The organism is Vibrio sp. N418 (genome assembly GCF_000222565.1).
Taxonomy (GTDB): Bacteria; Pseudomonadota; Gammaproteobacteria; order Enterobacterales; family Vibrionaceae; genus Vibrio; species Vibrio scophthalmi.
In genome coordinates this window covers 43963-62062 of sequence record NZ_AFWD01000051.1, presented here as the reverse complement: position 1 = coordinate 62062, position 18100 = coordinate 43963, and the positions used below count along the sequence as shown (strand labels likewise).

Annotated in this window: 16 protein-coding genes; 6 read left to right on the top strand and 10 right to left on the bottom strand. The window is 43.5% G+C overall.

The window, feature by feature from the left end:
- Positions 1–11 precede the first annotated feature (11 nt).
- From RH86_RS10310 to RH86_RS10300, 3 genes are all read right to left on the bottom strand, one after another.
- Entirely contained in the window at positions 12–596 is a 585-nt protein-coding gene (locus RH86_RS10310; RefSeq protein ID WP_009386127.1) for a hypothetical protein, read from the bottom strand.
- On the bottom strand, positions 589–3465 hold the full coding sequence (locus RH86_RS10305) for a BRCT domain-containing protein (protein WP_009386126.1): 2877 nt from the start codon (positions 3463–3465) through the stop codon (positions 589–591). The genes RH86_RS10310 and RH86_RS10305 overlap by 8 nt, the downstream gene beginning before the upstream one ends.
- 93 nt (positions 3466–3558) lie before the next feature.
- Positions 3559–6405: a leucine-rich repeat domain-containing protein gene (locus RH86_RS10300; RefSeq protein WP_009386125.1), complete on the bottom strand. Its 2847-nt coding sequence runs from the start codon at positions 6403–6405 to the stop codon at positions 3559–3561.
- Between the two features lie 249 nt (positions 6406–6654).
- Here RH86_RS10300 and RH86_RS10295 point away from each other — a divergent pair, with 249 nt between their 5' ends.
- The gene (locus RH86_RS10295; protein ID WP_009386124.1) at positions 6655–7827 is read left to right on the top strand and encodes a VWA-like domain-containing protein; all 1173 of its coding nucleotides are present in this window, start codon (positions 6655–6657) and stop codon (positions 7825–7827) included.
- Between the two features lie 7 nt (positions 7828–7834).
- Positions 7835–8938, top strand: a complete 1104-nt coding sequence (locus RH86_RS10290) for an AAA family ATPase (protein WP_009386123.1) — start codon at positions 7835–7837, stop codon at positions 8936–8938.
- A gap of 117 nt (positions 8939–9055) precedes the next feature.
- Here the strand turns inward: RH86_RS10290 and RH86_RS10285 are convergent, their stop codons facing one another.
- From RH86_RS10285 to RH86_RS10260, 6 genes are all read right to left on the bottom strand, one after another.
- Complete coding sequence (locus tag RH86_RS10285) at positions 9056–9715, bottom strand: hypothetical protein (protein WP_223296340.1); 660 nt, start codon at positions 9713–9715, stop codon at positions 9056–9058.
- 283 nt (positions 9716–9998) lie between these two features.
- Entirely contained in the window at positions 9999–10463 is a 465-nt protein-coding gene (locus RH86_RS10280) for a GNAT family N-acetyltransferase (RefSeq protein WP_009386121.1), read from the bottom strand.
- Positions 10464–10807: 344 nt separating this feature from the next.
- Entirely contained in the window at positions 10808–11617 is an 810-nt protein-coding gene (locus tag RH86_RS10275; protein WP_009386120.1) for a hypothetical protein, read from the bottom strand.
- The gene (locus RH86_RS10270) at positions 11604–12101 is read right to left on the bottom strand and encodes a hypothetical protein (protein ID WP_009386119.1); all 498 of its coding nucleotides are present in this window, start codon (positions 12099–12101) and stop codon (positions 11604–11606) included. Before RH86_RS10270 ends, RH86_RS10275 begins: the two co-directional genes overlap by 14 nt.
- Before the next feature lie 121 nt (positions 12102–12222).
- Positions 12223–12690, bottom strand: coding sequence for a hypothetical protein (locus RH86_RS10265; protein ID WP_009386118.1), 468 nt, complete (start codon positions 12688–12690; stop codon positions 12223–12225).
- Positions 12691–13239: 549 nt separating this feature from the next.
- On the bottom strand, positions 13240–13728 hold the full coding sequence (locus RH86_RS10260; protein WP_009386117.1) for a DUF6985 domain-containing protein: 489 nt from the start codon (positions 13726–13728) through the stop codon (positions 13240–13242).
- Positions 13729–13953: 225 nt separating this feature from the next.
- Between RH86_RS10260 and RH86_RS10255 the strand changes: the two genes are divergently transcribed.
- Positions 13954–14826 carry an alpha/beta fold hydrolase gene (locus tag RH86_RS10255; RefSeq protein WP_009386116.1) on the top strand — a complete coding sequence of 291 codons (873 nt, stop codon included), beginning with the start codon at positions 13954–13956 and terminating at the stop codon, positions 14824–14826.
- A 266-nt stretch (positions 14827–15092) separates the two neighbouring features.
- Here the strand turns inward: RH86_RS10255 and RH86_RS10250 are convergent, their stop codons facing one another.
- Entirely contained in the window at positions 15093–16094 is a 1002-nt protein-coding gene (locus RH86_RS10250; RefSeq protein WP_009386115.1) for a metal-dependent hydrolase, read from the bottom strand.
- Positions 16095–16406: 312 nt separating this feature from the next.
- On the opposite strand from RH86_RS10250, the gene RH86_RS10245 reads away from it, so the two are divergent.
- Genes RH86_RS10245 through RH86_RS10235 form a run of 3 tightly spaced genes read left to right on the top strand, consistent with a single transcriptional unit; the run spans position 16407 to position 18048 of the window.
- The gene (locus tag RH86_RS10245; protein WP_005595754.1) at positions 16407–16745 is read left to right on the top strand and encodes a hypothetical protein; all 339 of its coding nucleotides are present in this window, start codon (positions 16407–16409) and stop codon (positions 16743–16745) included.
- 39 nt (positions 16746–16784) lie between these two features.
- Positions 16785–17657 (top strand): patatin-like phospholipase family protein, encoded by an 873-nt coding sequence (locus RH86_RS10240; protein WP_009386114.1) that lies wholly within the window; start codon positions 16785–16787, stop codon positions 17655–17657.
- Positions 17658–17691: 34 nt separating this feature from the next.
- Entirely contained in the window at positions 17692–18048 is a 357-nt protein-coding gene (locus tag RH86_RS10235) for a hypothetical protein (RefSeq protein WP_009386113.1), read from the top strand.
- The last annotated feature ends 52 nt before the right edge of the window (positions 18049–18100 follow it).

Here is an 18100-nt window from a genome sequence, read left to right as displayed (position 1 = left end):
TAATGATCTCTTTACTGCTCTGCGCGATAGACAAATAGTGCCATGTTAGTCACCGTCTCATCGATAGGTGTTTGGTTAAACTCGCCGGTTTTCTCATCGGTAATCGAGTATTTCATCTCACCCGCTTTCGCTAATCTTGTCGTTTTGCGGCAAGTTTGCATGTTTTTCACGTTGCAGTTTTCTAACCAAGCTTCGGTTGGAAAGTAGGTTGCATATAAGGCGATTTCGTTAGTCGTTGCGTCTTTGGTATGCAGCACTTTAACTTGAACAATGCCGTCAATCATCCCTTCTGAGAGCACGCTATTGATGACTTTTTGGTATTGCTCTTTATAAGTATCTGCGTTATTGCTGACAAACAAGTACGATTCAAGGCCAAATTCCTCCAGCTTTGAGCCAAGCTTGGTTGCAAAGGTTTTGCTTACCTCATGAAAGAAGGCATTGGCATTAGGATTATCGTAGCTTGAGTTAAGGCCATCCCCAGCCACAACCAATACCCGTTTATTTTGTGCATTGTCTACTTGGGGATTGCTACAACCTGCGAGTAGGGCAAATAGTGTAACTACAACCATGTTACGCAGTAGGGATATTTTATTCATCTTCTAAAATCTCACAGTGAGGGAAGGCATCACGGAATGCTTGCGGAGCGCGAATTGGCTCATAGCCATGTCGTTGACTATAACCATCATGATATATCGGCGCGCTAGCACGACGAAGATCCAACTGTTTCAGCTTTTTCAGTTTGAAGAGCACTGCCGGAAATTCTTCAAAGTGGTTGTATGACAGATCAAGCACTTCAAGCTTATTTAATTTACTCAATTTGGCAGGCAGCTTAGAGATATGGTTAAAGTGTAGATTGAGTGTTGTGACATCTACATATTGCTCAATATTGGCGGGTAGATCGGCCAAGAAGCAATTATGCATGTCCAATTCAGTGATTTTTTGTCTCGTAGGCAACTGAGTAGGTAAACGCGTTTTGACACTATCAAGATCGTGGCTGTTTTGCATGTAAATATCTGGATAACGGTGGCAGTCGGTCAAGCGTTCTTCATCGGCCCCTTGTAGTACACGCGCAAAGCCACAACCCTTATGCCAGTTTAAGCGCTCACCTTCAATCAGCTCATCAATAATGGCCTGATGCTGGGCACATTCTTCTTTCTGGCTCAATACCCAGAGTAAACCTTCATCAAATCGCTCGAAATAGGCTTTGGCAAAGGTGATGATCAACTCGCGACCCCAACGCTTTGGTAACCCTTTGAGTTTTTGGTACATTGGCCCTTCACCAGTCGGTATCTTTTCCCAGTTTAAACCACGCAAATTGTCTTCAAAGAAAATTCTGTCTTGTACCGCTACTTGGAAATGTTCATCGCCGTAGCCTGCTAACAGCTTTTTAATCTCTTTACGCAGGTTTTTGTCGCTGGTGGTTTTGAGAATAAGGAATAGCGGAATGAACAGATCTTCGGTGACACCACCTTGCTGTAACATCTGAACTGCGACTTGATGGCTGGCAACATCGGGTGACTTCAACATGGCAAGAACACCGTCTATCATGGCTTCACTGCCTTTGGTTTGCAAAAATTGCGGCGCAGCTTGTTCGAACCACTGTTTGAGTGCCGTGTCATCAATGAACAGATAGTTAGCCATTAATGCAGCAGTATTTTTAGGATTGGCTCCTAAAACGACATGAGTGACGCTGTCGGTTAATTTTTTGCTAATGGTGAAACCAAGCTCGTCGGCTTTGGCTTTGAGTTCTGTCGCGGTGAATGGAATTTTCCCGTTCACAAACAACACACTGTCAGCGCTCAGTGGACGTTGTTCTACTGTTGAAATCGCTTTTTGACGTAACCAGTTAATGGCATAGGCTTTAAATGGGGTGTATTTGGCTTCCATGAACGCCAGATAGAATTTGTCCCCTAACACAGACGTGTCGGTAGGAAGATCTTTCGGTTTTGGCGCTCCTAACAATACCTGCCAGCAGTGGCGCTTTTCATCATCAGTTAATGGTGATAGCTGTAATATGCTCAACTGCTTGGTTAATTGTGACGCACGAGTATCTCTGTATTGAATATTGATCGCGCAGTCAACTTGCTCTGATAGTGTCACTAAATTAACCGCATTTTCCCAGTCATCATGTTTTTCGGTGACTCCCAGTGTGAATGAGGAAAGCGTTGAAGCGGTGTGAAGATCATTCAAGTTAGGTAATAGCATGACAGGGTGACGGTAATCAGCTAAGTCAATCGTTAAGGCCTTGAGTTGACTCATTTCGGCAAGATTACCGATCTCGTTTAAAGTCGGCTGTAGTAGCTTTAGCGTCGTCAGGTTTTTATGTTGACGGACTGACAACGGAAGTGTTTGCGCGTCAAAGCGGCCAAGTTTCAATGTCAATAACTGAGGGAGTTGAGCCAAAATTTCGGCATCACCTAGCTCGCCGCATGCGGAGATCTCCAATGATGTTAGATCTTTTGATTGAGCTAACCAATCCAGTTTACTCGTAGATAAGCCACTAATAGAAGCATTAGTGAGGGCGGGTAATGTAATCGAATCTTGAATGCTAAAGCAGTCGCAGTGGATTCTTAAACTCTGTATAGAAGATTGGCCATCCAGCAGGGTGTCTAAACGAGCAGGTGTGTCAAACAGCAATAGCCAGAGTGATTGGATATCTTTCAGATTAGCCAATAAACCATCAGGGAGCGATGGAGCTTGGCGAGTTTGAATATACAACCAATCAATTTTGTCAGCAGAGCCAAGTGCTTCGGGGGCGAAGTGAATGTTGTCGCACTCAATATGTACTTTCTTCGCTTGTGTTCCAGCGCACAACACCGGACCGTGAAGGTGGGTTTCATGACGGAATGAGAGTTCTGCGTCCTGTATAGAGCTTGGAAGCATCAGAGGAGATAGTGTGAGTGGTGCACTTGGCTCATCGTCATCATAACCTGGCATACCACTGCTGATATCAACGGTTGTAAGTGATATCGCACGAGTTAGGTCGATGCCGACCTGATGCGTATCTTCGAGCCTGATTCTACATTTCTCTAATTGAGTGCTTTCGACGCTTAAAAACCCCGGCGCATGCCCCTCATAGGTGAGATTTAGTTGGCGAAGAGCAGGTAGTATGCCGATGGCTGTCAGCGTTTCTGGGCTGTGAGTTCTTGCATGCTTAATGGTATGTAATTGCTGCATGGAAGCAATAGCAGCGCTGGTAAACTGTAAGGGGTATTTGTCGCCTTCAATGCTTTCCAGTTTGTTGAAATGAGTAAACAGCTCATCGTCCAGTATTAATGGCTCAAGCTCATCATCGTCATGATGATCTTTATAGCCGAATTCTATGCGCGTAAGATTGGGCAATGAATACGCAAGTTGCGCCCAGGTTGGGTGCTTGTGAGTGCAACTGTATTCAATAGACGTAATCTCGGGATATTGGTTTTCTAATTCATCGAGTACGTCATCGGTTAATTCAGCATGGCTCATTGGTGGGTTCCTTTTTAGCGCCTTATATCCTATGAGATAAGGCGCTGGTTTTATTCTGAGTTATCGTCGTTTTGCGCTTATTCGTTTTTGAGATTACGTGAGGGCGTCTTCTAAAATCTCACAATCAGGGAAGGCATCACGGAATGCCTGCGGGGCACGAATCGGTCGATAAGGGCCTTCACAGCTGGTTCCGCCTTGATAGGTGTAGGTTGAGATGTAGTCATCAGAGGCGACTGGCTTACGGGCACAGCGTAGATCCAATCGTTTAAGATTCTTCAATGTCAGTAGCACCTCAGGGAAGGCGGTGAAGTGGTTATGGCTTAGCGATAACTCTTCGAGTTCACTGAACAGGGCAAAATCACTCGGTAGCTTGGTTAGCGCATTGGCCGATAGGTCTAAGCGACGAACATGGCGATAGTGTTCAATACCTTTAGGCAGCGTATCAAGTAAGCAATGACCCAAATCTAACGAGGCAATAGTGTGATTTTGCGTGAGTTCGCTTGGCAGGTAGGTCTTTGCTGTGCCTAGTAATCTATCGTGATTTACTGTTGTGCTGCAATTAATATGGCGGTAATAGTGCACCATATTATGTTCATCAAACTGCGCAAGTGCTTGTTCAAAAGCCGCACCACGTCGCCAATTCAAACAATCGCCGTCAATCAACGTCGCGAGGGCGTCAAGTTGCTCGGCAGAGGTATCTTTTTGCATCATTAGGAACATTAAGCCTTCGCCAAAACGCTCAAAATAGAGTTTGGCAAACTGGTTACACAGCAAATCACCCCATTTCTTTTTCTGCTTTTTAAGCTTGTCGACCATCACGCCTTGACCCATAGGACGGCCGTACTTGTCTAGCCCTTGGCAAGTGTTGAATAGAATACGGTCATTGACGGCAAGCTGGAACAATTCGTCGCCCATACCCGCTAGAAGCTCTTTGATTTGCTTACGCAGCTTATTGTCAGAGGTGGTTTTTAGAATAAAGAACAGCGGTAGGCGCATTGCTTCGGTGACACCGCCTTGCTCTAACATTTGTACCGCGACCTGATGAGAGGCCTCATCTGGTGATGCAAGCATCGCCAACACGGTATCACCCATAGCTGCACTGTTTTCTTGCTGCAAAAATTTTGGCGCTTGGTGGGTGAAATAATGTTGTAGACTCGTTTCATCGATCAGTCGATGACGTTCTAAATCGAGTAACTCGATGGACTTCGGCGCGCTACCAAGCAGCACGTGCGTTACCTTATTGTCTAACTTTTTACTGATAGTAAAGCCAAGCTCTGCCGATTTTTGGTTAAGCTCTGCGGCTTTAAATGCACAGCGGCCACTGATGAAAATAATACTGTCTTGCGCCAGCGGCTTTTGCTGTTCGCTTTGCGCTGCAACTTCCCTTAACCACGTTTTATGTTGCGCTTTAAATCGATTGTATTTGGCTGCCATAAGCGCCAAGTGAAACTCAGCAGGCATTGCAGGAAGCTCGGCTGGTTTCTTAATCGCGACGAGAATATTGGCGCACTCTAAGCACTGATCAAATGTGAGCGTCGTACCTCGTAAGATCGAAAGCTCCTTGACCAGATGATCATTCCATAAATTGAGTTCGACTTGTGGCGCCAGTTGTAGCCAAACTGGATTGATCTTGGTTGGATGAATATCTAAGTAAATACTTTCTAATGCGGGTAAATCCGTAATCGAATCCACGTTGGGCAATTGGTTTTCACAACGGTCTTTAGGTTGTATCCTAAATTCTTTTAAGCTGGTCATCGCATTCAGATCACCGAGCGTTGAGAAGGCACAATGGTACAAGCTAAGTCTTTCAAGGTTGCTATTATGACGGATAAACGCGGGTAGTTGTTCACCAACAGGCGCATGTAGGCTGCAATTAGTCAGAGCGGGTAGTTCTGGTAGTGCTGATAGATCGCCAGCAAAGAGTAAATTGAGACTGGTCAGTTCAGGGCTATTGGCTAGCCATATTGGTGGTTGTTCATGGTGCCAATGGAGATTCGCCGTTTTCAGCTTCGGTAAGCAAGTGTTGAATAATGGCGTCATGTCAACATTGTCACTGCGTAGCTCGAGCTCTTCTATTGAGCCATTGGTAGAGATAAAATCTTGCTCGAACTGGGCGTTTTTCACTTCTAAGTAGAGTCGTTCTATTTCAGTTAAATTGCTCAATAAGCCCTTTGGAATAGGGGCGTTAAGATCAATCAACTTTAAACGGCAGTATGTCACGTGGGACAGATTACCGAATAAAGATTCATTTAAGAAACCACTGTTTTGCTCCAGCCAGAAGTGTTCTAGCCTTGAGACATTATCGAGCATTGTTGACGGTAAAGCAGAGGCGGTTTTAATCCCAAGATACAGTTTTGATAAGCTGGAAGGCACGTGGAGTGCTTTGATCGTTATCGCCTCGACATCATCACGTCGATATTCGTCATAGTGGTCTATTTTTAGCTCTGTAACTGGCGCTGCACTCAAATCAATATCGAATTCATGGCAGTATCTAAATAGCGTTAGTTTGACTTTTTCAAGCCCAGAATTTGCTTGGGTATAAAAACGCAGTGCTTTGTTTTTTATCGTGATTGTTAGCGTTTTTAAGTTAGGTAATTCGCCTAAAACCGACAAGTCAGAACTGCTTGAACGGCCTATGTTGAGTTCTGATAGGTGGCTGAGGGTATTTGGATTTACATTGGTGAAATCGGTGTCGACGACCTTGTCGGTTATCAAGCTCTCTAGCGCAGGGAATAAGCTAAAGAAATCACTATCGATGGTTCGCTGCTCAGCGATTTTAGCGACCTCACGGATTTTAATCGCTTTCACATTTGGAAAGGCTTTAGCCACTTCTGGCCAACTGACTATCTCGTCCTCAGTATCAATGGTGAGTTTTTCAACGTCAGGATAAATATGCTGGAGTTTTTCTGCGATACCAAAAGAGAGTAGAACTTTGCTCATGAATGATTCCTTACTACGACATGAACGAGGATAATCGTGAATGGGCGCACGAAATTTGCGTGACTAAAATCGACACTACAACCAAGAGATAACGATTGGTTAAACAAAAATTAGCGCGATGTTAACGTAATATTTTTGTTATATGCCATTGTTTGACTAGCCTCGAGATTATAGGGATAATTGCTGAAAAATGAAACAGTTATAAGAATTGCTTTGAATGCCTCTCTGACAAAAGCGAGCGTTTCTTTAATGCTCAGCGAACCATTTTATGGCCATTATCTTGCTAGCTTACAAAAGCAAGTTATGACGACTGGTGATACAAACTCCCCGAATTTGGCTCCAGTATTGGAGATCAAATTGCATGGCAGTTGTGATGTGGAACTCGTGTGCGATTTAGCTCATTGGCAAACACTGAATCCGCAGCAGCAAGTGGGGGCATTAAAGCATGAAGCGCTTCATCTCGTCTTAGGACACGTTTTTCAAAGAGGGGATTATGCGGATAAAGCACGTTTTGATCTCGCGGCGGATCTTGTCGTGAATCAATACCTACTCGCCGAGCAAATTCTTCCTCATGCGATGACTCTTGAGTGCGTTAATCAGTATCTTGTAACTCAAGGGCAACCACCATTGGCTCCTTTGCGTGAAGTTCGCTATTACTATTTGGCGCTGATGTCATTACCGTTACAAAATGGTTTTACACAACAGCAACTTAGCCAAAGTCAGCACAACTCATGGGGTGAGGTTTACGAGCAAGCTCACGCTCAGCAGGGGTTGTTGGAGCAGCAGTTGAACGGTAAGTTAGAAAACGCTGCTCAACGCACCGAACTTTGCCATGCCATCGGCAGTTTACCGTCTGCGATTGTCGCAATCTTAGAGCAGGTTCGTTTGGCTCGTAATCCGGTTTTAAACTGGCGTCGTGCTTTAAGACTGTTTGCTAATTCTAGTCGTCGCACTTCGGTCAAAAATACGCTTCGCCGACCTTCAAAACGCTACGGCACGACACCGGGCATCAAAATACAGCCTCATCAGCGTTTGCTGGTGGCGTTAGATACCTCGGCGAGTGTCGATGATGAGCAACTTAAGCTGTTTTTTGATGAAGTTCACCATATTTGGCGAGCAGGGGCTGAAATCACGATTGTCGAATGTGACACCGAGATCAAACGTCAATATCAGTACCAAGGAGATATGCCATCAGAGATTAGTGGTCGTGGCGGTACGTGCTTTGACGAGCCGATTCAATTAGCCAATCAGCAACGATTTGATGGCACCATTTATTTTACCGATGGCGAAGCATTGGCCCTGACCGTTCAACCGCGCAAACCACTGTTATGGCTGCTTCACAGTACAAGAGGCACTCAAACTTTCGACCATCTTCAACTTTCAGGCCGTGTTATTCCGATGCACATGGCAACCAAGCGTTAGGTATATTATGAATAAAGCTCAATATCAGTATTATGGCCTGAGTTGTCAGGCTCAAGAAGTTCGCTCGTTTGTCGAACACCTCTTGTCTAATGATACTCAACATATCACGCCTGTGTGTATTTGGGGTCGGCATGGTATTGGTAAAACCCAGCTCGTTGAGCAAATTGCAAAACAAAGAGGCATGCAGTGGCGAGCCATTGCTCCAGCGCAGTTTGAAGAGATGGGCGATCTACTTGGTATGCCAAAAGTTGAAAAAGGCGAAGATGGCCAAGATGTGACACGTTTTGCCCCTCCTCATTGGGTGCCAACCGAAGCTGGCCCCGGCATTTTATTGATTGATGACGTGAACCGTGCCGATGAGCGCATTTTGCGTGGCATCATGCAGCTGCTACAAAACAACGAATTGGTAAGTTGGACGTTGCCACCAGATTGGCACATCGTCTTAACGGCGAACCCCGATGGCGGTGATTATTCTGTAACACCAATGGATGATGCCATGCTGACGCGTATGATGCACATCACGATGCAATTTGATGCCAAAGCATGGGCATTGTGGGCGGAAGGTGCTGGGGTAGACCCACGTGGAATCGATTTTATTCTGACTTACCCTGAACTGGTTGATGGGGAACGCACCACGCCACGTTCATTAGTGCAGTTTTTTACCAGCATTGCCAATATCAGTGATCTAAAAGCGGAACTGCCTTTAGTGAATATTCTGGCGCGATCATGCCTTGATGACGTGACGTGTAATGCTTTTATCGCTTTTGTTGAACAAAACTTAAGTAAGTTAGTCTCGCCAGAGGCCATTGTGAATGCGAAGGATTTTGCGAAAACAATCGCGCCTAAAATAGAAAAAGTCGCAGGTGGCGCCGTTCCTCGCGTTGATATTCTGGCGACCTTATGTACACGTTTATACCACTATCTAAAGGTGAATAACGTCAAACCTAATAAGGTTCAGCTAGGCAATATTCAGGCATTTTTGAAAATGCAGCTACTGCCAAACGATCTGCGTTTAGCAATGATGCAAGATTTGATGAAAGGGGATAATCCTGCCTTAAAAGCGGTATTAGCCGACGCTGAGTTGGCGCAGCTATTCTTAACTAATAGCTAATTAGTCATCGCTTATTAACGTGCAGAGTCGTGATTTACTCAGCGACGGGTTGAGTAAATCACGCTTGCGTTATACATGGCTCACTGGGCAAGATGATTACGAACTGGCCAGTAGTGGTTACTGAGAAACAAGCGCTTGTGCTTCTTTAAGGGTTAACGCTTTATAGCCTTGCTGTTTTAAGCGCTCAGCGATTGTTTGCTGCAACAATGAACTTGTCAGCTTCTTATAGCCTTGATAGCTAAAACCGATTGCCGACTTAGACCCCTTCAGCACCAATACATCATCAGGCTTCACTTCATACCAGTCTTCTTCCGTTAGGCCGCAGATAAAATTGTTGTACCAGAAACGATAGCCGTTAATGTAAACACAACCGTCAGGGCCTTTGTTTTTATAGCCGTGACGAGTCTCTTTGACGCTGTTCAAGATAATCGCTTCGTCAGAGATGAGATGGTGGATTACTACCGGCAATCCTTTTGCCAGCGATATTTGCAGAAAAAGAGGGATAACAATGACGATGCAGAGAATAGCCTTCCAGCGTTTATGGCGCATCTCTTTGATATGCAAGCTCAGTTCTGACTGTTCATCTCTCATCAACCACAACATGAGTATGACGATAACGGCTGAAATTAGGCCAGCCCCGATGGACAATATCGCATAGAGTTGGTCATTGATCAGCGTGGAAGTCAACACACCCAACAGAGATAACGCCAACAGTGCCATACCAATATAACCTATCACTTTTTTGTAGGTGGGCGTGCCGGGGGCGTAGATGCTCATTGATTCTCTCGTGGTGTGATGTGCGATTAAAGGCTCTAAGTTTTTCGCGGTGATTATAATCATTCCTGATGATAGCGGGCTATTTTCCTATCAAAATACGCCCCATGTTGACCATCAACATAGAATCTTGCGAGCTATCCCTCTATAGCAATGCGTTACATTAGGTATTGGCGGTTGAAGAGTCGTCAAGGCAGGAGGTAAGTATAGGAAATCTTGGTTGGCAAAAGGCAAGACCTGATCCTAGCGGCTCTTCAAAATCGACTCTGAATCTTCGGCGTTAACGTTACAACCTCGTCCCAACATTGCGCGCGATCATCAGCACTTCATCAGCGGAATAGAGGTTTGAGATCGTCGCTTCGATTTCAGCGCCTAACGCATTTTTGTACAGCTCTTGAGCATAGTTATCAGCACGAGTAGTCACCAATACATGTTTTAATACCGCGTCTTTGTTCGCTAATAGTGTTTTGACTAACGGTAAGGAGTCCACAATCAGTTTTTTGCCGACGCCTTTACCCTGACAACTTGGTTTCACGGCCAGTAATTCGAGCTCGAGTACCACTTCGCGTCGAAAACCGCTTTTTTGTGCCCAGGTAATAAAGCCGAGGATTTCATTGTCGCTCTGTGCGACAAACATCATGTAGCGAGGGAATGCGTTTAAATTGCATTGTAGCCATTCAAGGGAATGACTCTGTCTGACGAAGGTGGCCTGATAAATTTCAGCCGCCGCAGTTAAATCGCTTTGTTCCATTAAACGGATGTTCAAACTGGTATACCAATCCTATTTCTGAGTGTTGCGTATTGTATGTGTGAAATCGCGTCATAACCTTGCGAGGCATCACTCTATTGATATCGGATAACTGACATTAGGCATAAGTGGTTGAAATACAGTCAGAATAGGGCGGTTTGGTCTACGTTGTTTTTGGACAAAAGTAAACTAGACTAAATGGTCTAATTTACTTTATTAAAAATACTGATAAAATTGGATAACCTACTTTTAGTATTGAAAGTAAAAACTTGTCCGTATAAAGCAGATTAAATTACAGTCTGCAATTTAAATAACAAGATCCACAGGCGGAACTAATACAAATTAAATTAGTTAATATTTTTTGACAATGGTATAAATTTCTCGTTATTTGCATTTTCAAGAGTTAGATGTGGACTCGCGTCTGTAATATGAAAGCGCTCTAGGTGGTTTTCAATAAACTTCTGTCCTTGATTAGTAAGTCTATCAATACTTTGGTTGAGGCTAACAATGTCTCGATTAAGTTCTTCTAAGAATCGAGTTGATGTATCAATGATGTTGCCCATTTTAGTATCAACAGCCCTGATTAAAATGTCTTTGGCTCTTTCATTATCACCAAACTTTTCTTCGATTCTGAGGAAGTCATTCATTGCTTCTTCAATAGCGGTATCTTGAAGCTCTTTATACTGAATAGTTTTTTCGTATACGAGTTGTTGAGCGCGTTCTTTAAGTTCAAGCTGCATATGACCAATTGCATTAATCGTTTCAACGTTTAACTTGGTCAATTGTTCAAGGTAACGAGCAATTGCTGCAGTAGTTCGCTCCATACGTTCGAACTCTTTTTCTTTTTTCCATTCTTGAATTTCAGCTACAGCCATTTCGATTTCACGAACTCTACGAACTTCTAGATCTACATCAAGTTCTTTTTCCTTAGCCCTAAGTTCGTGATCTAGTTCCATCTCTCTAGTTCTAATTTCGTGTTCAGACCTTGTTTGAGCGGTTAAGGTTTCCATATTTCGTTGATGGGCGGAATCCCTTGCAGATTCACTTCTATCGTGAGACCTACCCTTTAACGGTTCAGAAGCCCAATCACATAAAACTTCCACTGGTTTACTGATGCAACTAAGAAGCGCACCCCCAATCTTACTAAGAAATCCCATTTTGCTCTCCTAATAATCGATTAAATTCTCTTTCAAAAAGAACTTGATCCTTTCTTATTATGTAATTAATTTCTTCGATCCTATCTTTATCTTTGTCAAAAATTGAAAAGATTTTTTCAATCTGTTTGACTTTATCATCAAGAAAGAACGCGTCTATGCAAGAACTGCTTTTGGATTGTTTAAAACCCACAAATTCTTCGATAATATGTTTTAACTTCGTCTGTGTTTCGACATCTTCAATATCAGTGATATTTTTTGAAAATTTTTCAAGATTGCTATTGATGAAAATCGAATACTCTCTTTCAAAGGACAGTGATAAAAGATTTTCGTTGTTCTCATATTGAAAGAAAGCTGAAAAAAGTTGAGGATCTTCACTAACACTACGCGAAACAAGGTCCACCCTTGCATCTCGTAAAGCCGTCAATAGCTCTTGAATTGCTTTAGGATCTATCTTTGTCTCTACTATTTTTCTTTTTATTATCAAATATAATATCCTCAATAAAATTTCTATAGTCTTTATAAATAACTATTTTCTAAACTTCATTTAATCTTGTTAAATTAACAGCACATGCCGAAATTCATGTTTTAGCATTACCACCTGTTAATTAACTGACACTCTCATAAATATTTGGTTTATTTAACTTAGCTTCTGAGCGTATTTTACCGATAGTATCAAGCGTATGCTCTTCAATAAGGCTACTGCTTAGATCTAAGCTTTTAGTATAACTATCAACAAGTTCTTTTAACCACTTCGAAGCAACATCTTCGTGAACTTGAGAGTCACTAAGTGTATGAGAAACTTCTTTTATTGTTTCAGAGAAGAACTTTGCACGTTCTTTACGTAAATCTTCTTGTAGTGTACTGGCGAACTTGATCTCGTCTTTGTAATCTTTAACTAATTCTAGATAGTTTTTCTCAAAGTTATATAACACTTCTAACTTTGTCTTAAGCAGTTCTAGGTTTACATAGCCGTTAAGCTCTTTTTTTAAAGCTTCTGTCAATTGAGCGTGAATTGTATCGTCTACACCTGATGCTTTAACGGCCGAAGAAATTAGTTGATTTAGGTCTGTCATTACGTGCTTTCCATTGATTGTAATATTTAGGTAATTCAACTTATACTCAGGCTTATGCGTATTAAAATCAAAGAATATAAATAGCTATCTTGATCTTGCTCATACACTGTAGAGTCATTAGCTTAAATTACAACCAATGCTGTATTGTCAGTAATTCAAACTCAAGCATCAAAGTAGATTGATAGTGTTAGAAAAATCATGCTGAGTTACCGTTTAGAACAATGAGGTATTTTGCAATTGTAGCGCGTTTTGGGGCATTTTCTTCTTAGCAAACTTAATCAAGCCTAAATCGAAGAGACCGATAATCGGCTGTCGATGCGCAAGCGAGCTGCCGAAATATGGACGTTTTAGCGGCACCCATTAGGACTGTGCTTGCCGACTTGCTGAAGTATTTGCGCATAAGGCCGTTCCTAGGCATCCTGCCTTCACGACATTTGTGCGTCCATGCACGGAACCTGTGGTGGAGAATTGATAAAAAGGCAGGCACTATTTCAATTGGATCTGCCAACACCAATTCAGCCTTTGAAGTGAGGCCTATTTTTAAACGCGTTATAGCGAGCGATAGACGATCTGCTCAAAGCCTTGCGAAATAATCTCATCCCCTTGAATCACAATGCCAAAGCCATGCTCTTCATCCCAAGCGCATTCAAAAACCATCCCTACAGCATTTTTTTCTGGGTGGTGTAAAACAAACGCAGAGAGTTGCATTAACTTAAATATATCCCCAGCCTGCATATCCGCTTCGCTGACCTCACCAACATTTGTCGGGTAAGTTTCTGAATCTTCGTCAAATACATCGAGAAACTCTGACTCTTCAAGTAGCTCCTGATAGTTTTGCTTAATGTAATCGCAGACAAGCGCATAAATACGCTTTTCATTAGCAAAGAACCATTGCTGCATGCTGTCCGCAATAGACAGGTCTTCTTTAGTGCGAAAACTAACATTGCCGTAAGCCTTAAAATCATGCCAAGCACGCAGCTCAGTCGTACCTTCGTGAAGCTCTTCACCTGCTTGCCACGTGATTTTTGTTGTTTGCATAATAAACTCGTAAAGTGATGATTATATTAAAAATATTTTGTCACAAATGTACAGTTTAAAGCAAAGAATAATATTCTAGGCTAAATAGATCGAATGAGAGAGCGAACTGGTGAGGGTTTTCTTTCCAAACCACTATTGACCTGTCTACAACATCACACTTTATAGTGGCTATATTGATTGAGAGGGCGCTTTTTCTGCACTCTCCAAAGTAAGCAGAGAGACATTATGAAACGTTTAATTTTACGCATCACACTCTTGGTATTCATGGCGCTTGGTAGCGTAAATGCCACCGCTGATGATTCGTTGGTGAAGTACGGTATTGCGCTATCTCATGATGGTGAGCAAATTGCGTATGGCAAAAGCGGCAGTGGCAACACGGCGCTGATCTTCATTCATGGTTGGAGCTTAGACAGCAGGCTATGGCAAAACCAAGTGAGTGAGTTTTCCAAGCACTATCAAGTGATCACCATGGATTTAGCTGGCCACGGTAACTCGTCGTTCAACCGTGAAGAGTACACGATGGTTGCCTTCGCCCAAGACATTAAAGCGATCATCGATAAAGAACAACTTGATTCCGTCATCTTAGTCGGCCATTCGATGGCGGGTGGCGTGATAGCCGAAGCAGCGAAACTGATGCCGAAAAGAGTGAAGGGCATTATTGGAGTCGATACATCGCAAAACGTGGCGCTACCAGTTTCACAAAGCGACTTAGATGCAATGACCAAACCGTTTGAAGACGATTTCCAAGCGGGTATGACGCTATTCGTGCAAGGCTCGCTACCTAAAGAGGTAGACTCAGATCTTCTTTATTGGGTAACGCAAGACATGGCCTCAGCACCGCCAGTTGCTGCGATAAACCAGTTCCGCCATTATCTCGGCCAATATGTGACAGGCGAAGCACACCGCGTGTATGAAAGCGTGAACGTGCCGGTCATATTAGTCAATGCGCGCTTATGGCCAACGGACTCAGAAGCGAATAAGAGACACATTAAGGACTACAGCATCTACTACATTGAAGACTCAGGCCACTTCCCTATGCTAGAGCAACCAGAACAGTTCAACAAAACACTGATGAAAGCGATCAAGTCAGTCAAGTAGGGCGGTGTATTGGTGAAAGGGTAGCTGTATTCGTTCTATCGCTAAAATGAAGGCCTCGCGTTTGCGAGGCTTTTTTTGTGTTGTACAGAGAGTAAATCACTTGGGCAGATATTCGTCTGGTTTAACTGACAATCCTTTTTTAACCTTCTCCTAGTTTACATTTACCCTCCCTGACATCGACCATCCCTTGGCTTGTTATTCCTGAAAGAGATCATTTTGATTGACCAATCACCGAGTCAGTAGAAATGCTCTTTATATTGGCTTGGTTAGAAATCGAATAGCATGTCGGAAAAGAGTTGTCTTGATTCTGAACTATTGTCACGATGTGTCACGTATTCGACATGGACGTCCGTATTCGCTGATGGTGACAGCTTGATGCTCCAAAGCGCGTTGAATTGATTTGGGACCATTGAATATCGTACATCGATGATATGTAGCTCGTCGTCGGGGGATCGCGCTAGAAAGCCGTTTGAAAACTGCCTGAAACGTTCAATGTCTTTGGCTTGTTGCGAATTAGGGTCTAGCCACGGAAAATCCCGGCTTAGATCGAGCTTTACGATGGACTCGCCGGGATATTTTTTTATTGAACGACTAACTCGAATGGCGTCAACATGGTAGTTCTCCTCCGTTTCATAAATGACCTTCCAAACCAAAATATTTGCAAAAGTCGGCTTGGCTTCTAATTGAATCGGTACGTGTTGCCGTTCTTTCGCAAGTTGCCAACCTACCGCCTCAGCCCTGTCTCTTTGAATCATGCCGAGCGTGGGATAAGTTAAAGCCCAAATTACTGCGATACGTGCAAGCCACGCATTTCGTTTTAGTAGGGTAAATACGACTAAGATCAATAGGGGAAGGGTGAACGCTGGATCAATCACGGACACAAGATTCCAAGCGTAACGTTCTTTGGTTAGAGGCCAAAACAGCTGAGTACCATAAGAGGTACAAGCATCCAACAACGCGTGAGTGCTATAACCTAGTGCGCAGTAAAGCCAGCTTTGCTGAAATGATAGTTGGTGCTTTTTGCCTAATAGTCGGTGTAAAACCAGAGCACATAGGAAACTGCCAAGAGGAATAAAAAAGAGTGAATGAGTAAACTGACGATGGAACTCTAAAAAGAGTAAAGGATCGCTTTCAGACCGGATCAAGACATCCAGATCCGGTGCCATTCCAGCGACTAGCCCGAAGAACCCAGCGATGAGTATGTGTTGTTTTTTGCTCGCCGATAGAGAGAGGGACGCGCCCAGTACACCTTGCGTTAGTGGATCCATCATTAACTCATTGATTACGTATTAATTAATAGTAGGTCATTGGCTGAGCTTCACCACTAAAATGCCAGTAATACGAGTGAATGCCCGCACATTGCCATCGACTCAGAAGCAAATGAGAAACCTATTAAGACTTCACTTGCACGAGGCTTTATTGTGTTCTGAATAATACTCAATATTAACTGTACCCGTGTTTCAAGCTGGCGCAGGATTTCTGAAAATGGCTTTGAATTACCGTCCTTAGACGCTCAATTTCTACCACGTTTTTCCTCTGATAGTGATAGAATCTCTGCATCAGAATTATCGGGAATCTCTATGTTTATTCATCATGTTAACGACATCGACTGGCTGGTGATTACAGCATTTGAAGAACTGAAATCGATGTTTATCGAAGATGCCGGTCCAATCCCGTCTTACTTCTCTACCAGCAGTGAATTGAGCCTGATTGATCAAGCCAAACGCAGCTATGGATTTTTGCCTACACTCCGCGGTGTGATCACCGATACCGGCACGTATCAAAGTCAAGAGCTCGAAGAAGATTTGATCCCACAGCTTGCATGCTTAGTTGAAGGGCGTGGTCGAGTGTTCATATATCACGGCAGCTACGTCGCTTTTGTCGATGATGAGCAAACCTTTATCACCCGTATGGACTGAAACTTACCCAAAAAACTCATGACTTAAAGGATTCATACGATGGCAAAAACGATCTCTCTTGTACTTGGCAGTGGTGGAGCAAGAGGCTTAGTTCACGTTGGAATCATCCGCTGGTTAATTGATCATGGCTATCAGATACAATCTATCTCTGGCTGTTCAATTGGTGCACTTATCGGTGGTGTTTACGCTGCGGGTAAGTTGGATCAATTTGAAGAATGGGTCACCAGTATCGACCAAAAGGATATGGCGATGATGCTGGACTTTTCATGGCAGTCGAGTGGTATGTTTAAAGGGGACAAGATCATCGACACACTGCGTGAACTGATCGGCGAGATTTCTATTGAAGAGTTGCCTATCCCTTATACCGCAGTAGCCGCCAACGTCGCCGAAGAAAAAGAGGTTTGGCTGCAATCCGGCTCTCTGTTTGATGCCATTCGCGCCTCGATATCTTTGCCATTGTTCTTCACGCCTCATGTCATCGGTGGTGAAGAGCTCATTGATGGCGGAGTGCTCAATCCTGTACCGATTGCGCCTACCTTCGGAGACAAGACAGACTGTACATTGGCTGTAAATTTAGGTGGTGAACCTGAAACGGTTAAACCGGAAGCGACACCTGTTTCCCGACCAATAAAAGAGAGTAATCTGCATGAGAAGGTTGTTCATTTTATCGATAATTTAGGTAGTAGTGTAAAAAGTAAAATGACCCTTAATTTTGCTGCCTACGACATTGCCAACCAAGCATTTGATGCGATGCAATCGACCATTGCTCGCCAAAAATTGGCCGCTTACCCCGCGGATATTACGCTGGAGATCCCACGTAATGCCTGTGGCACCTTAGAGTTTGATCGCTCAAAAGAGATGATAGACAGAGGCTACCATTTGGCGCAGGCTAAACTGGGCACCCGGCTTTAATGGTTAGCTCGTTGACGTGACGGAGAGAGTATTTATGCCAACTGAACTCAAACAACTTGAACTCCACGAGCTTGTGGCAACAAGAGATGTCATCGTACTGACCAGCTTAGAAATGCCTGCGGTATCTTGGCTGATTGATTGCTATCAAGAGAGTGCGGATATCCAGATTATCGAGAATGCACATCAATTAGATACTGAAGCGGTTTTAGCGCAATGTCGAAGCAGCCTTAGTGACAGCAAAAAGGTCATACTTATCGCGCAGTTTCGGAGCCAACTGCCTATCATCAAGATCGCTTCACTGTGCAATGAGAAGCGTAAATCATTGATCAATATTGAGCTATCAGGCTGGGATGAAGAAAAAATCCGTCCCCACTCTTACAGCAGTTTCTAGATAACGCTGTGAAAGCGATTAAGTCCGTCAAGTAGGGCGGTGTATTGGTGAA

Excerpts from the sequence above, each read along its gene's own strand:
- RH86_RS10310 (WP_009386127.1), bottom strand. The coding sequence starts at position 596 with ATGAATAAAATATCCCTACTGCGTAACATGGTTGTAGTTACACTATTT.
- RH86_RS10305 (WP_009386126.1), bottom strand. The coding sequence starts at position 3,465 with ATGAGCCATGCTGAATTAACCGATGACGTACTCGATGAATTAGAAAAC.
- RH86_RS10300 (WP_009386125.1), bottom strand. The coding sequence starts at position 6,405 with ATGAGCAAAGTTCTACTCTCTTTTGGTATCGCAGAAAAACTCCAGCAT.
- RH86_RS10295 (WP_009386124.1), top strand. The coding sequence starts at position 6,655 with ATGCTCAGCGAACCATTTTATGGCCATTATCTTGCTAGCTTACAAAAG.
- RH86_RS10290 (WP_009386123.1), top strand. The coding sequence starts at position 7,835 with ATGAATAAAGCTCAATATCAGTATTATGGCCTGAGTTGTCAGGCTCAA.
- RH86_RS10285 (WP_223296340.1), bottom strand. The coding sequence starts at position 9,715 with ATGAGCATCTACGCCCCCGGCACGCCCACCTACAAAAAAGTGATAGGT.
- RH86_RS10280 (WP_009386121.1), bottom strand. The coding sequence starts at position 10,463 with ATGGAACAAAGCGATTTAACTGCGGCGGCTGAAATTTATCAGGCCACC.
- RH86_RS10275 (WP_009386120.1), bottom strand. The coding sequence starts at position 11,617 with ATGGGATTTCTTAGTAAGATTGGGGGTGCGCTTCTTAGTTGCATCAGT.
- RH86_RS10265 (WP_009386118.1), bottom strand. The coding sequence starts at position 12,690 with ATGACAGACCTAAATCAACTAATTTCTTCGGCCGTTAAAGCATCAGGT.
- RH86_RS10260 (WP_009386117.1), bottom strand. The coding sequence starts at position 13,728 with ATGCAAACAACAAAAATCACGTGGCAAGCAGGTGAAGAGCTTCACGAA.
- RH86_RS10255 (WP_009386116.1), top strand. The coding sequence starts at position 13,954 with ATGAAACGTTTAATTTTACGCATCACACTCTTGGTATTCATGGCGCTT.
- RH86_RS10250 (WP_009386115.1), bottom strand. The coding sequence starts at position 16,094 with ATGGATCCACTAACGCAAGGTGTACTGGGCGCGTCCCTCTCTCTATCG.
- RH86_RS10245 (WP_005595754.1), top strand. The coding sequence starts at position 16,407 with ATGTTTATTCATCATGTTAACGACATCGACTGGCTGGTGATTACAGCA.
- RH86_RS10240 (WP_009386114.1), top strand. The coding sequence starts at position 16,785 with ATGGCAAAAACGATCTCTCTTGTACTTGGCAGTGGTGGAGCAAGAGGC.
- RH86_RS10235 (WP_009386113.1), top strand. The coding sequence starts at position 17,692 with ATGCCAACTGAACTCAAACAACTTGAACTCCACGAGCTTGTGGCAACA.